The following is a 12441-nucleotide window of genomic DNA, read 5'->3' as shown; positions in this document are numbered from 1 at the left end:
GAACCCGACGGAGATCCCACTACCCCGATACGAGGTGACCCAGCACAATGACGCCATGGTGTCCGCCGACCGTTTCCTCGCCTTCGCCGCGATGTCCCTGCTCGTGATCGTGATCCCGGGACCGAGCGTGCTCTTCGTGATCGGCCGCGGGCTGGCCCACGGCCGCCGGACGGCGGTCGCCACCGCTCTCGGCAATGTCTTCGGCTCGTACGTCCTGGTGGTGGCCGTCGCGCTGGGCATCGGTGCGCTGGTGGAAAGGTCGGCGACGGTCTTCCTGGCGGTGAAGCTGGCGGGCGCGGCCTATCTGGTCTTCCTCGGAGTGCAGGCCTTCCGGCACCGCAAGGACATGAAGGTCTCCGACATGTCCGCCCCGGCCGGGCCCGCGCGGGGCGATGTCCGCACGGTGGTGGACGGCATCCTGGTCGGCGTCACCAATCCCAAGGGCATCGTCTTCTTCGCCGCGGTGCTGCCGCAGTTCGTGGACCACTCGGCGGGCAGTCTGCCCGCGCAGATGCTGCTGCTGGGCCTGGTCCCGATCGCGATCGGTCTGGTCACCGACACGCTGTGGGGCCTGGGCGCGGCGGCGGCCCGCGGCTGGTTCGCGCGTTCGGAGCGGAGGCTGTCGCTGGTCGGCGGCGCGGGCGGGTTCGCGATGATCGGCCTGGGTGTGACGGTGGCGGCGACGGGCCGCTCGGACTGAGCCCTGAGCTAGCTCAGAAACGTCTCGAAGCGGATGTCGTACGCCGTCGTCGCCGACATCGTGGTCAGCATGCGCTCCGCCTCCTCGGTCACCTCGTCCCGCTGCGCCCGCGTCAGCTTCCCGAATACCTGCACGGTCAGCGTCGCCGACTCCTTCGTCTCGGCCAGCTGCCAGATCCCGGCCAGGAAGCCGTCGACGAGCAGCGTGCTGTACGCCTGGTTGCCCCGCCAGGTGCGGCCCTTTTGCTCCCCGCCCAGCACGCGGCTGCGGTCGGCGTGCGAGAGCAGCAGATTGTCGAACTCGGGCAGGAAACGCGGCGGCGCCGGGGTCTCGGCGTCCGGCCTGGGCGCGTCCGGGAGGTCGAAGAGCTCGACGCCCTTCTCGTCCTGGAAGACGGCGAGCCCGGGCCGCAGCCGCTCGAAGACCTCCCGCATCCGGGTCAGCCCGCACCAGGTCTGCATGTCCTTGACCGACGCGGGCCCGAAGGCGGCCAGATAGCGCAGCACGGCATCGTCCGCCGAGGCGGCCGGCTGTGCGTTGCGCCCGAACCAGTGCTCGGCCGTGGTCAGCGTGACCTGACCGCTGCGGCCCCACAGGCCGCGCGGCGTGATCTGCACCAGCGGAAGCACGCAGCGGACGGCGACGGAGAGCGAAAAAGGATCGGCGTCCGGCCACTCCTTCAGCAGCGCCTCTCGCAGCTGCTTCATGGTCATCGGCTCCTCCTCGACCAGCTCGCGGCCGAGCGCCGCGAGACGGTCCGTGCCGACGCCGGCCAGCCCGCCCCGGGCCTGGAAGATCTTCAGCTCGCGGTCCGGCCCGCCGGCCTGCATGAGGGGCCGCAGCGCCAGGCAGTCATCGGCGGAGTGCGTATGGATGGTGGACCGCATGGTGACCAGGCGGGCGACCTCACGGGATGCCATCAGCGCGGAGAGCTCTTCGGGGTCGAACGCGTCCAGGCGGGCGGCGAGTGCGTAATACGGCGGCTTCACATTCTGCGCCTGGAGGCCGACGAGGTGCTCGACGGCCGCTTTGACGGACATCTCGGACCGGGGGACGCGGCGCAGCAGCAGCTGACGGTCGAGGGTGGCGCGGTTGAGGGCGCGCTTGCCGAGCACGGGGTGCGTCGTCTTGTTCGCCGTCTTCGAGTTGTTCGTCGTCTTCGAGGCCATGCACATCACGCTACTCAGCCTTGCGGACAGGCTCTGTCCGCAAGACCGCTCGCGTTCATGACCTGGCGTCCGTCGCGCCGGGGCAATTCGACACGGTTATCCTGCACGAGGCCGTACAGGCGCGGGCGGGCCGCGCCGTGTGCCCGACGTGGGAGGTGAGAGCGCGATGCCGCTGACTCCGAAACGCCCGCAGTGGCGCCGTCGCCCGCTCATCCCCGCGAACCCGCCGCCGCCGGAGGCCGCGCAGGGCGATCCCGGCGCCCCCTCCCCCGTGGACAAGGAGCAGGGCACCATCGTCCAGGCGGCGCTCTACCGCGACGGCCGCCGCGTCTCGGCGCCCGACTCGCTCGCCGAGACCTATCGCCAGCTGGGCGAGTACCCGGACGGCATGGCCTGGATCGGGCTGCACCGCCCCACCGAGTCCGAACTCTTCTCGCTGGCCACCGAGTTCGACCTGCACGAACTGGCCGTCGAGGACGCGATGGAGGCGCATCAGCGCCCGAAGCTGGAGCGCTACGGCGACACGCTCTTCGTCGTCCTGCGCGCGGCCCGCTATCTCGACGCGCAGGAGGAGGTCGACTTCGGCGAACTGCATGTCTTCGTCGGCAAGGACTTCCTGATCACGGTCCGCCACGGCGCGGCCCCAGACCTGTCGGCGGTACGCCGCCGCATGGAGGGCACTCCCGAACTCCTGGCGCTCGGCCCGGAAGCGGTGCTGTACGCGATCCTGGACGCGGTGGTCGACGGGTACGCCCCGGTCGTCGCCGGTGTCCAGAACGACATCGACGAGATCGAGACCCAGGTCTTCGGCGGAGACCCGGCGGTCTCCCGCCGTATCTACGAACTCGCCCGCGAAATGGTCGAGTTCCAGCGCGCCACCCGCCCGCTGGTCGGCATGCTCCACGCCCTGATGGCGGGCTTCGCGAAGTACGGCACGGACGAGGAACTGCAGCGCTATCTGCGGGACGTCGCCGACCATGTCACGCACACGAGCGAGCGCGTCGACAGCTTCCGCCAGGCGCTCGCGGACATCCTCACGGTGAACGCAACGCTGGTGACGCAGCAGCAGAACGAGGAAATGCGGTCGATGGCGCAGGCCGGCATCGAGCAGAACGAGGAGATCAAGAAGATTTCGTCGTGGGCGGCAATCCTCTTTGCTCCGACGCTCGTCGGAACTATCTATGGCATGAACTTTGAGCACATGCCTGAGTTGAGTTGGCGGTTCGGTTACCCCTTCGCGATCGGCCTGATGGGGGTTGTTTGCGTCAGTTTGTACGTGATTTTCAAGCGGCGGGGCTGGCTATAGGATCCTGCACTCGCTCCTGAAGCTACTCGCACTGTTTGCTCTCGCACCTGCCGAAAACAGAGCCGCAACAGGCTCTGGGGAGCCCGTGGGGAGAAATGATGCGGGTGATCTCCTCGCCCTATTTTCGACGAGCCTCTGACCAGGTCTTTTGAACACCAGCGAACGCTGGGGAGATTCCGGGGGGAATCAGATCGAGTACAGCCTCGTCGAGAGGACCCCCGACCGCGAGCTGCTGCCGATGGCCGAAAGCCTGGGACTCTGCGCCGCCCTGTGGTCCCCGCTCGGCGGCGGTCTGCTCACCGGCAAGTACCGCCGCAGCGCCGAGGGGCGGCTGACCGATCTCAGGTCATGGGCTGCCCGGTCGCCTATCTGCCGGGGCTGACGATGCGGCGGATCGCCGACCTCTACGCCGGCGACGCCAAGGCCGACGCGAAGGACGCGTTCATCATCGCCGACGCCGCCCCATGTCTTCGAATACCACCCGGACAATCCGGATGTGCTGGAGCTTTCGAGCCATGTGAACGGCGGCTGCCGCTACTACCGCCACCCGGGCATCGAGCCGGGCGCCTGGGTGGACCTGAAGGTCGAGTTCGACGCCCGGTCCGTCGTCTGGTGGGTGAACGGGGACCGCGTGTTCGCAGCCGGTACCGGTGTGGGCGAGCGGTGGGGTGCCCACCTCATCGTGAACCCCCGTCTGCGCGGGCCTGTACCACCCCGCGCCGGAGCCGGATGTGACGGACATGCCGTTTCGGGGTGAAGCGGCTTCGCGCGTACCGGCCTTGAGGGGGAGGCCAGCCGATGGCCGTCACCCGGTGCGGGTGACGGCCATCGTGTGCGAGCGGGGTCAGGCGCTGGGGTCGTGGGCGGTGCCGACGAGTTCTTCGAGGACGTCTTCCATGGTGACGAAGCCGATGACGGTGTCCTTGTTGCCGGTGACGGCGGCGAGGTGGGTTCCGGCGGCGCGCATGGCGGTCATGGTGTCGTCCAGGGGGGTGTCGATGGCGACCTTGGTGATGGGGTGCAGGGAGGTGCGGGGGAAGGGCTGGGTGCGGTCGGCGGCACCGAGGGCGTCCTTGATGTGGAGGTAGCCCAGGATCGCCTCGCCGGGTCCGATCACCGGGAGGCGGGAGAAGCCGTTGGCGGCGGCCGCCCGTTCCAGGCCCTGCGGGGTGGCATCGTGGCCGACGGTGATCATCTTGTCGAGCGGCACCATCACTTCGCCGACTGGGCGTGTGCCGAGTTCCAGTGCGTCCTGGAGGCGTTCGCCGTCTTCGGGGTCGAGCAGGCCGGCGGCGCTGGAGTCCTTGACCAGCCGGGCAAGTTCGCCGTCGGTGAAAACGGAGGCGACCTCGTTCTTGGGTTCGACGTTCATCAGCCGCAGCAGGGCGTTAGCGAAGGCGTTGATCCCGAAGATGACCGGCCGCAAGGCCCGGGTGAGGGCGACGAGCGGCGGGCCGAGCAACAGTGCGGTCGGCGCGGGTGCGGCGAGCGCGATGTTCTTCGGCACCATCTCGCCGAACAGCATGTGCAGATACGTGGCCAGGGTCAGCGCGATGACGAACGCGATCGGGTGGATCAGCGCGTCGGGGATGCCGATGGCGTGGAAGGGGGGTTCCAGCAGGTGCGCGATGGCCGGTTCGGCGACCGCGCCCAGCACCAGTGAGGACACGGTGATGCCGAGCTGGGCGGTGGCCATCATCGCCGAGAGGTGCTCAAGACCCCACAGTGTGGTCTTCGCACGCAGGTTGCCCTTGAGGGCGGCCGGTTCGATCTGGCTTCGGCGCACTGAGATCAGTGCGAACTCACCGCCGACGAAGAATGCGTTGGTGACCAGGGTGAAGGCGCCGATCAGCAGCTGGATCGTGGTCATCGGCCCTGTTCCTTGAGGGTGGTGGAACCGGCGGGCGCGGTGATGGAGACCCGGTCGGCGCGGTGGTGCTGGACATCGACGACGAAAAGGTCCCAGCCGCCGACGGTGATGGTGTCGCCCTGGGCGGGGATGCGTGCGAGCCGGGTGGCGATCAGGCCGGCCAGGGTCTCGTACGGGCCTTCGGGTGCGGCCAGGCCGATGTCTGCGAGCTGGTCGAGGCGGACGCTGCCGTCGGCCTCCCAGACCGGACGGCCGTCCTGGTCCGGGGCCCGGAGGAGGTCGGGGGCTTCGATGGGGTCGTGTTCGTCGCGCACCTCGCCGACGACCTCTTCGACGATGTCCTCGACGGTGGTGACGCCGGCGGTGCCGCCGTACTCATCGATGATCACGGCCATGACGCGGGCCTTGCGCAGCCGCCCGAGCAGCGTGTCCACCGGCAGTGAGTGCGGCACCAGCAGCGGCGGAGTGATTAGGTCGGTAACCGGAGTCATGGCCCGCTTGTCCGCCTCCAGGGCGAGGACGTCGCGGATGTGGAGGGTGCCGATCACCTCGTCGAGGCTGTCGCGGTAGACGGGGAAGCGGGACAGGCCGGTGGCCAGGGTCAGGTCTGCGGCGTCGGCGGCGGTGGCGTGGGCTTCCAGGGCCTGCACGTCCACGCGCGGGGTCATCACGTTCTCCGCGGTCAGTTCGGCCAGGTGCAGGGTGCGGACGAACAGCTCGGCCGAGTCCGCCTCGATCGCGCCCTGGCGGGCGGAGTGCCGGGCGAGCGCGACCAGTTCCTCCGGCGTGCGGGCGGAGGCCAGCTCTTCCTGCGGTTCCAGGCCGAAGCGGCGCACCAGGCGGTTCGCGGTCTCGTTCAGGTGCCGGATCAGCGGCGCGAAGGCGGCGGTGAAGCCGCGCTGCGGGCCGGCCACGACCTTGGCGACCGCCAGCGGGCTGGAGATTGCCCAGTTCTTGGGGACCAGCTCGCCGACCACCATCAGCACCACGGTGGCGATGGTGACACCGAGCAGGGTGGCCACCGTGGAGACCGCCCCGGAGGGCAGCCCGGCCGCTTCCAGCGGGCCGCGCAGCAGCGCGGCCAGCGAGGGCTCGGCGAGCATGCCGATCACCAGCGACGTCACAGTGATGCCCAGCTGGGCACCGGACAGCTGGAAGGTCAGGCGCTTGGCAGCCTTCAGGGCGCCCTCGGCGCCGCGCTCACCCGCCGCGGCGGCGCGCTCGAGCTCACTGCGCTCGACGGTGGTGAGGGAGAACTCGGCGGCGACGAACACCGCGCACGCCAGCGTCAGGGCCAGCGAGAGGAGCAGCAGCAGGACTTCGGTCACCGTGCCACCCCCGCTCCCCGGCTCGGACTCTGCGGGCAGGGCGTGGCACGGTGAGGACTGGGAGGTTCACCCATTGCGGGTCTGCTGCTCCTTCTTGGCTCGGTGGATCGGGCGGATCCACGGGTGTTGCGCTGGTGGCTGGGGCGGCAGTGTCCCCGAACTCATCGTAAAGGGTCGGCAAAATCTCTTCATCGGGTTGCTTCGACTCCCGGCCGGACGCTTTTCGGACTTTCTCCTCCACGCCGCCGGGATGCCGCCTCTGCGGGGCACCTACCCCTATGCTTCTACAGCCGTGTAGAAAATGCGAGGGTCGGCCCGGATGTTCTCGGCTGCCCCCGTGCGGGCGACGGGACGACCGGCCGGAAGGGGCGCGCCACGATGGACAGCCCACCGCCCCCGGCCGGGTGCGTCGCGCGCATCCTCATCTCCATCCGCAATGCCCCGGGAGAGCTGTCGTGGATTCGATTGACCCGGACAAGGTGCTGGACAAGGTGTAACCGGACAAGAGCCTGAAGGAAATCCTCGCCGCTCCCGTCGCCGCGCCCAAGGCGGTCTCGGACCGGGACGGCGAACTCCTCGATGAGACGTTCGGCGTCAAGACGGTCGCCGATCTGGCCGACCTGAAGTACGCGCGCTGGGCGCAGGCCCTGGCAGCCGTGCTCAACACGTCGGTCAAGTAACCAAGATCTGCGGACCGGTGCATTCCACGGCTCCCGGAATACACCGGCCCGCTGCGCAAACACACGTACACATGAAGGAGTGAACGCCACGATGGTGTTCAAACGACTGCTCGGCTCGCTCGGCGCGGGCAGGCCCGCGGTGGACACGGTCCTCGATGCGGGTGCGGTCCTGCCCGGCGGCAGCCTCAGCGGACAGGTCCATCTCAAGGGCGGCAACGCCGACTTCACGATCGAACAGATCACCCTGGAGCTTGTGGCCCGCGTCGAGGCCGAGCACGACGGCGGAGAGTCCCACGGGACGGTCGTCTTCGACCGGTTCACCCTCGGCGGCCACTTCCACCTCGCCGAAGGCGAGCAGCGCAGCGTTGCCTTCACCGTGAGGCTGCCGTGGGAGACCCCGGTCACCGAACTGCACGGCCAGAGCCTCGGGGTCGCACTCGGCGTGCGCACCGAACTGGAGGTGGCCGACGCGAAGGACAAGGGCGACCTCGACCCACTCACGGTGCGACCGCTGCCCGCCCAGGAGGCGGTTCTCGAAGCCCTCGGCCAGCTCGGCTTCGACTTCAAGTCCGCCGACCTCGAGTACGGCCGGATCCGCGGCACCGGCCAGCAACTCCCCTTCTACCAGGAGATCGAACTCGCCCCGTCCCCGCAGTACGCGCAGGCAGTCAACGAGATCGAGCTGACCTTCCTCGCCAACCCGGGCGGGATGGAGGTGATCCTGGAGGCGGACAAGCGCGGCGGCTTCTTCTCCGAGGGCCACGACGCGGTGACCCGCTTCACCGTCGGCCCCCACGAGATCCAGCACCGCGACTGGATCGCCGATGTCGACGCCTGGATCCGTCAACTGGCGGAGTACCGCGCCTCCTACGGTCCCCACGGCTCGTACGGGAACGGCAGCCACCGCGGCCATGGCGATCACCGCCACGGCGACGGACACAGTCATCGCTCCGGCCCTGGCATGGGCACGGTCGTTGCGGCAGGTGCGGCGGGGCTGGCCGGCGGGATGGCCGCGACCGAAGTCGTCGACGAGGTCGGGGACTTCTTCGAAGGCGACGAGGAAGAGGGAGGCGAAGGCTGAGGCTCCCTTGCCGACCCTGGTAACTTCTACATCAATGTAGAAAGAGTGGTGGTCCGGGCCGTCCCTTTTCCGGCCCAAGCCGCCCTGACACGTACGGAGTTCTCATGGCCCTGTGGGACCGCATCAAGGAGTCCGCATCGACGATGCAGACCCAGCTCAACGCCAAGAAGAACGACCTCAAGAGCGGTGCCTTCCGCGACGCCAGCATGGCGATGTGCGCGCTGGTCGCCGCCGCCGACGGCACCATCGACCCGTCCGAGCGGCGCAAGGTGGCCCAGCTCATCGCGAGCAACGAGGTGCTGCAGAACTTCCCCGCCGAGGACCTCCAGCGCCGCTTCGACGACAACTGCGACAAGTTGACCGCGGACTTCGACTTCGGCAAGGTCACCGTCCTGCAGGAGATCGGCAAGGCCAAGAAGAAGCCGGCCGAGGCCCGTGCCGTGATCCAGATCGGCATCGTCATCGGCGGCGCCGACGGCGACTTCGACAAGGACGAGCAGGCCATCGTCCGCGAAGCCTGCTACGCGCTCGACCTGCCGCCGCACGAGTTCGACCTCTAGACCCCATCCCGCACGGCGAGGCCTTCCGTCTTCACGGCAGGTCCTCGCCCTGCGGGGTTGCGGCCCCGGCCCTCTTCTGGCAGGCATGGGCGGCATCCGCCCAGCACAACAGGTATCGAGAGGAAACAGGCAGGAGATCTCCGGCGACCCGATCGCGTCCTGCCCCTGATTCTCTACAGCGGGGTCGCCGTCTTCAGGATGAAGAACAGCGTGACGGCCGAGTTCGCCGAGGACAGCGCGGAGACCATGGTGCCTGCCGCCGCTCCCCACGCCGCCAGGCCCACCGCAGTGAAGAGCGGCGGCCAGCTGCGTGCGGCGGGGGTCGGCCTGAGCAGCGCAGCCACCCGGCGCGGCACCGGCCCTGGGGACGCGAAGCCCGCCAGCGTCGCCACGGGCGCTCCGCGCGAGACCAGCGCCGCCTTGCCGACCGACCGCGCCACGACGCGCCGGCTGCCGACGGCGGCGGCCGCCTCCTCGTCCGCCCATCGCTCGGCGGTGTACATCACAGCCGTACGGAGTGGCCGCAGGAACGGGTTCGCCCGCGCCGCGAACTGCACCGCCAGCAGGAACCGGTGATGACGGGCGGTCAGATGGGCGCGCTCATGGGCGAACAAGGCCCGGCGCTCGGATGCACTCAGCGCGGCAAGCATCCCGGTGGTCACCACGATCCGGTCCCGCCTGCCCGGCAGCGCGTAGGCATACGGCATCTCGTCCGGCAGCACCGCCACCGACGCGGCGGGCAGCCCCGCCAGCGCCCTGTCGGCCCGGCGTCGCACCCGGTGGTGCCGCCACGCCGCCCGCGTACACGCCGTGATCACGACGATCAGGGCGGGGATGGCAGCCTTGCCCGCGACTTCGTCGTACGGAACCGCCTCGCGCACCTCGGGGTCCGACCAGCCGTCCGGCAGCGGATTGCCCGGCAGTTGGGCGGTGCCGACCACCATCAGCAGCGCCAGGCACAGCGTGCTGCACATCGCGAGCACGGCAGCAACGGTGGTCAGCAGCCAGGTGGCGGCGCGCGGATGGAGGTGCTGTTCGGCCAGGCGCGCGATCGGCCATGCCGTTAAGGGCAGTACAAGTGGCAGGAAGACGAAGACCCCCATGCCCTCAGTCTTCCTCCTCGCCGGCCGTCTGGGCCAGTAGGTCTCGTAGCAGCCGCTCATCGCCCGGCGACAGGGCGGTGACGAAGCTGGTCAGGACAGCTTCCCGGTCCGTCTCGGCGTCCAGGACCTTCCTCATGCGCAGCGCGGCGAGTCCGGCCTCGTCGGCTACCGGGGTCCACTCGAAGGACCGGCCGGCCCGCTCCCGGGCGACCGCCCCCTTTGTGTGCAGGCGGGTCAGGATGGTCATCACCGTCGTGTACGCCAGATCGCTACCGAGCCGCTCCTGCACCCAGGCGGCATTCACCGGCCCCGGCGACTGACGCAGCGCGGCAAGCACCTGCGCCTCCAACTCGCCCTGGCCCCGCCGTCGGGGATGCTGTCCGGCGACGCCCTTGTCGTGATCCGCCATACCCTCTCCCTTCCGCCTTCCGCCCCGCGTGCTGCCGCAGCGGCGGTTCATCGTACTGAGTCATGGTCCGGCCGTCGGTCTCCGTTCGACGGGCGTTGGCGCTACCGACGTCTACGCCCTCGCGGCCGCGGTGTCCGCATCAGTTCCCTGGACGACTGCCCGGGTCACGCGATGCGTCGGGGCCGAGCCGGGTCCGCAGCGACTTCTCCTCGTCCGGCGACAGTTCGGCGACGAACCGGCTCAGCACGGCCTGCCGGTCACTCCCTCCATCAAGCACCTGGTGCATCCGCCGGGCTGCCAGCCCGGCTTCGTCGACTACGGCACTCCACACAGAAGAGGCTTGTCCTGGTTCCTGCCCACCTGGCTGTCCCATCCGTCACGGCTGCCGGATGCGGGCGAAGGGACTTCCGGCGCACACGTTCACGACGCCCATCCATCCCATCACCTTCTACGCCGTTGTAGATTCTTGACTCCGCCGTCACGTATCCAAGGCCCGAGCAGGACGCAGGGCACGGCAGCCGGGGCCCGTCGGGCCGGGTGGTGTAGAGGTGACCTGCGCTGCTGACTACACCCAGGCAGGCACCTAAGGCACCCTGTGGCCGAACGAAGGCGGACGGGGAACCTGGGGGCTGTCGAGCGGGCATCCCCGGCCGGTTGCCGAGGCCGTGGTATCCGGCTGTGTGGACACACAGCCGCACCTACGACCGACCACAGCCTGGCTCGAGCGCGCCACCGTGGCGGATGCGGGCGACAAGGGTGACGCACTGGTTCAGACTTTCCACTGAAGGAGCATTCCGTTTCTCACCCCCCGATTAGGGGTCCCCCGGTGCTCGATGTCCCATTCTGGCTGTGGGCGGCGTTCGCCGTCACCGTGCTGGTGTCGCTGGCCGTGGACCTGCTGGCGCACCGGGAGGCGCATGTCATCGGGTTCAAGGAAGCCGCAGCCTGGAGTGGAGTATGGGTCAGCCTCGCCCTCGTCTTCGGCGCGGTCGTCTTCCTCGTCCTGGGCACGACGCCAGGGGTGGAGTACACCACCGCGTGGCTGCTGGAGAAGAGCCTGTCGGTCGACAATCTGTTCGTCTTCGCGCTGATCTTCGCCTACTTCAGAGTGCCGCGCGCCTACCAGCACCGCGTGCTTTTCTTCGGCGTCATGGGCGCTCTGGTGTTCCGCGGAATCTTCCTGGCCGCCGGTGTCGCCGTGGTCAGCCGCTTCACCGCGGTGCTGTTCGCCTTCGCGGCGGTCCTGTTCTACAGCACCTACAAAATCCTCAAGGGGGAAGAGGAAAGCTTCGACCCGGGCAAGAGCTTCGCAGTGCGGCTGCTGCGCAAGGTCATGCCCGTTCGGGACGAGTACGCCGGGATGAAGTTCTTTGTCAAAGAGGCCGGTAAACGCGTCGCCACCCCGCTGCTCGCCGTCGTCGCCGCCATCGAGGCAGCCGACCTCATCTTCGCCGTGGACAGCGTGCCGGCCGTGCTCGCGGTCAGCGACGACGCCTTCATTGTCTATACCAGCAACGCGTTCGCCATCCTCGGTCTGCGGGCGCTGTACTTCCTGCTCGCGGGCCTGCTGGACCGATTCCACTACCTGAGCAAAGGCATCGCACTGATCCTCGCCTTCATCGGCGTGAAGCTGATCCTCCAGGCATCCCACAAGACGATCAACAGCAGCATCCCGGAGATCCCGTCACCGCTCAGCCTGGCGGTCATCGTCACAGTCCTGGGCGTGTCCATCGGCCTGAGCATCAGGCGCCCCATCCAGCCTGCCGAGGAAGGAACTGCCCCGGCCGGACGGAACGGGAACGGCGTCGCCGCCGACTCGGCTGACGAGCACCTTCCGGCGGATGGACGGGAGCCGGGGGCCGGGGCGGACGAGACCCGGCGGCCGGGCGACCCGCCGCAGGACAGCTGACCAAGTCACCCGCCATGCAGTCGCCCTTGGCTCGGCTTGCCCGACGTTCTGCATTGCCGCCGACACTCCGGGCAGTCGCGACGGCATCGCGTCGGCGTCTGCGCCACAAAGCCACTACAAAATTTGTTCCATTTTATTGCAATCAACCTATTCTGGATGTATGCGCAGCAAAGAGCGTGACACCGGATCGCAGGCCGGACACGTCTGCCCCGCCTGCAAACACCCCGTGACCACAGTGGTCAAGCGACACAAGACGCTTGGGACCTTCGTCCCCCTCTGGGCTCCGGGCCCCTGCCACAACCCCGACTGTCCGGAGTTCGAGCCGG

General features: G+C 68.9%; 13 protein-coding genes and 1 pseudogene. 8 read left to right on the top strand and 6 right to left on the bottom strand.

What is annotated here, in order from left to right:
• Positions 1–55 precede the first annotated feature (55 nt).
• The gene (locus ACH4YL_RS24200; RefSeq protein WP_398509625.1) at positions 56–700 is read left to right on the top strand and encodes a LysE family translocator; all 645 of its coding nucleotides are present in this window, start codon (positions 56–58) and stop codon (positions 698–700) included.
• Positions 701–708: 8 nt separating this feature from the next.
• Here ACH4YL_RS24200 and ACH4YL_RS24195 read toward each other — a convergent pair whose 3' ends face one another.
• On the bottom strand, positions 709–1869 hold the full coding sequence (locus ACH4YL_RS24195) for a winged helix DNA-binding domain-containing protein (protein ID WP_398509496.1): 1161 nt from the start codon (positions 1867–1869) through the stop codon (positions 709–711).
• Between the two features lie 166 nt (positions 1870–2035).
• Here ACH4YL_RS24195 and ACH4YL_RS24190 point away from each other — a divergent pair, with 166 nt between their 5' ends.
• The 4 genes and pseudogenes from ACH4YL_RS24190 (at position 2036) to ACH4YL_RS24175 (ending at position 3932) form a co-directional block, all read left to right on the top strand.
• A complete protein-coding gene (locus tag ACH4YL_RS24190; protein ID WP_398509495.1) occupies positions 2036–3175 on the top strand; it encodes a magnesium and cobalt transport protein CorA in 1140 nt (379 codons plus the stop codon).
• A gap of 148 nt (positions 3176–3323) precedes the next feature.
• Entirely contained in the window at positions 3324–3557 is a 234-nt protein-coding gene (locus tag ACH4YL_RS24185) for an aldo/keto reductase (RefSeq protein WP_398509494.1), read from the top strand.
• Positions 3527–3637: pseudogene (locus tag ACH4YL_RS24180) on the top strand (transposase); the annotation flags it as partial. The gene ACH4YL_RS24185 and the pseudogene ACH4YL_RS24180, both read left to right, overlap by 31 nt.
• Positions 3638–3671: 34 nt before the next feature.
• Positions 3672–3932 (top strand): hypothetical protein, encoded by a 261-nt coding sequence (locus ACH4YL_RS24175; protein ID WP_398509634.1) that lies wholly within the window; start codon positions 3672–3674, stop codon positions 3930–3932.
• Between the two features lie 87 nt (positions 3933–4019).
• Here the strand turns inward: ACH4YL_RS24175 and ACH4YL_RS24170 are convergent, their stop codons facing one another.
• Both ACH4YL_RS24170 and ACH4YL_RS24165 read right to left on the bottom strand, forming a co-directional pair.
• Positions 4020–5045: a hemolysin family protein gene (locus tag ACH4YL_RS24170; RefSeq protein WP_398509493.1), complete on the bottom strand. Its 1026-nt coding sequence runs from the start codon at positions 5043–5045 to the stop codon at positions 4020–4022.
• Entirely contained in the window at positions 5042–6373 is a 1332-nt protein-coding gene (locus tag ACH4YL_RS24165; RefSeq protein WP_398509492.1) for a hemolysin family protein, read from the bottom strand. Before ACH4YL_RS24165 ends, ACH4YL_RS24170 begins: the two co-directional genes overlap by 4 nt.
• Before the next feature lie 771 nt (positions 6374–7144).
• Between ACH4YL_RS24165 and ACH4YL_RS24160 the strand changes: the two genes are divergently transcribed.
• Both ACH4YL_RS24160 and ACH4YL_RS24155 read left to right on the top strand, forming a co-directional pair.
• Positions 7145–8134 carry a sporulation protein gene (locus tag ACH4YL_RS24160; protein WP_398509491.1) on the top strand — a complete coding sequence of 330 codons (990 nt, stop codon included), beginning with the start codon at positions 7145–7147 and terminating at the stop codon, positions 8132–8134.
• Positions 8135–8238: 104 nt separating this feature from the next.
• A complete protein-coding gene (locus ACH4YL_RS24155; RefSeq protein WP_398509490.1) occupies positions 8239–8694 on the top strand; it encodes a tellurite resistance TerB family protein in 456 nt (151 codons plus the stop codon).
• Between the two features lie 173 nt (positions 8695–8867).
• Here ACH4YL_RS24155 and ACH4YL_RS24150 read toward each other — a convergent pair whose 3' ends face one another.
• The 3 genes from ACH4YL_RS24150 to ACH4YL_RS24140 form a co-directional block, all read right to left on the bottom strand.
• The gene (locus ACH4YL_RS24150) at positions 8868–9797 is read right to left on the bottom strand and encodes a M56 family metallopeptidase (protein WP_398509489.1); all 930 of its coding nucleotides are present in this window, start codon (positions 9795–9797) and stop codon (positions 8868–8870) included.
• A gap of 4 nt (positions 9798–9801) precedes the next feature.
• Positions 9802–10206, bottom strand: coding sequence for a BlaI/MecI/CopY family transcriptional regulator (locus ACH4YL_RS24145; RefSeq protein ID WP_398509488.1), 405 nt, complete (start codon positions 10204–10206; stop codon positions 9802–9804).
• Between the two features lie 139 nt (positions 10207–10345).
• On the bottom strand, positions 10346–10579 hold the full coding sequence (locus ACH4YL_RS24140; RefSeq protein ID WP_398509487.1) for a BlaI/MecI/CopY family transcriptional regulator: 234 nt from the start codon (positions 10577–10579) through the stop codon (positions 10346–10348).
• Between the two features lie 453 nt (positions 10580–11032).
• Here ACH4YL_RS24140 and ACH4YL_RS24135 point away from each other — a divergent pair, with 453 nt between their 5' ends.
• Complete coding sequence (locus tag ACH4YL_RS24135; RefSeq protein WP_398509486.1) at positions 11033–12115, top strand: TerC family protein; 1083 nt, start codon at positions 11033–11035, stop codon at positions 12113–12115.
• The last annotated feature ends 326 nt before the right edge of the window (positions 12116–12441 follow it).

Origin of the sequence: Streptomyces sp. NPDC020681, assembly GCF_044334895.1 — a bacterium.
Taxonomy (GTDB): domain Bacteria; phylum Actinomycetota; class Actinomycetes; order Streptomycetales; family Streptomycetaceae; genus Streptomyces.
The sequence above is the reverse complement of the archived record's forward strand: the minus strand, read 5'-3'. Positions and strand labels throughout refer to the sequence as shown.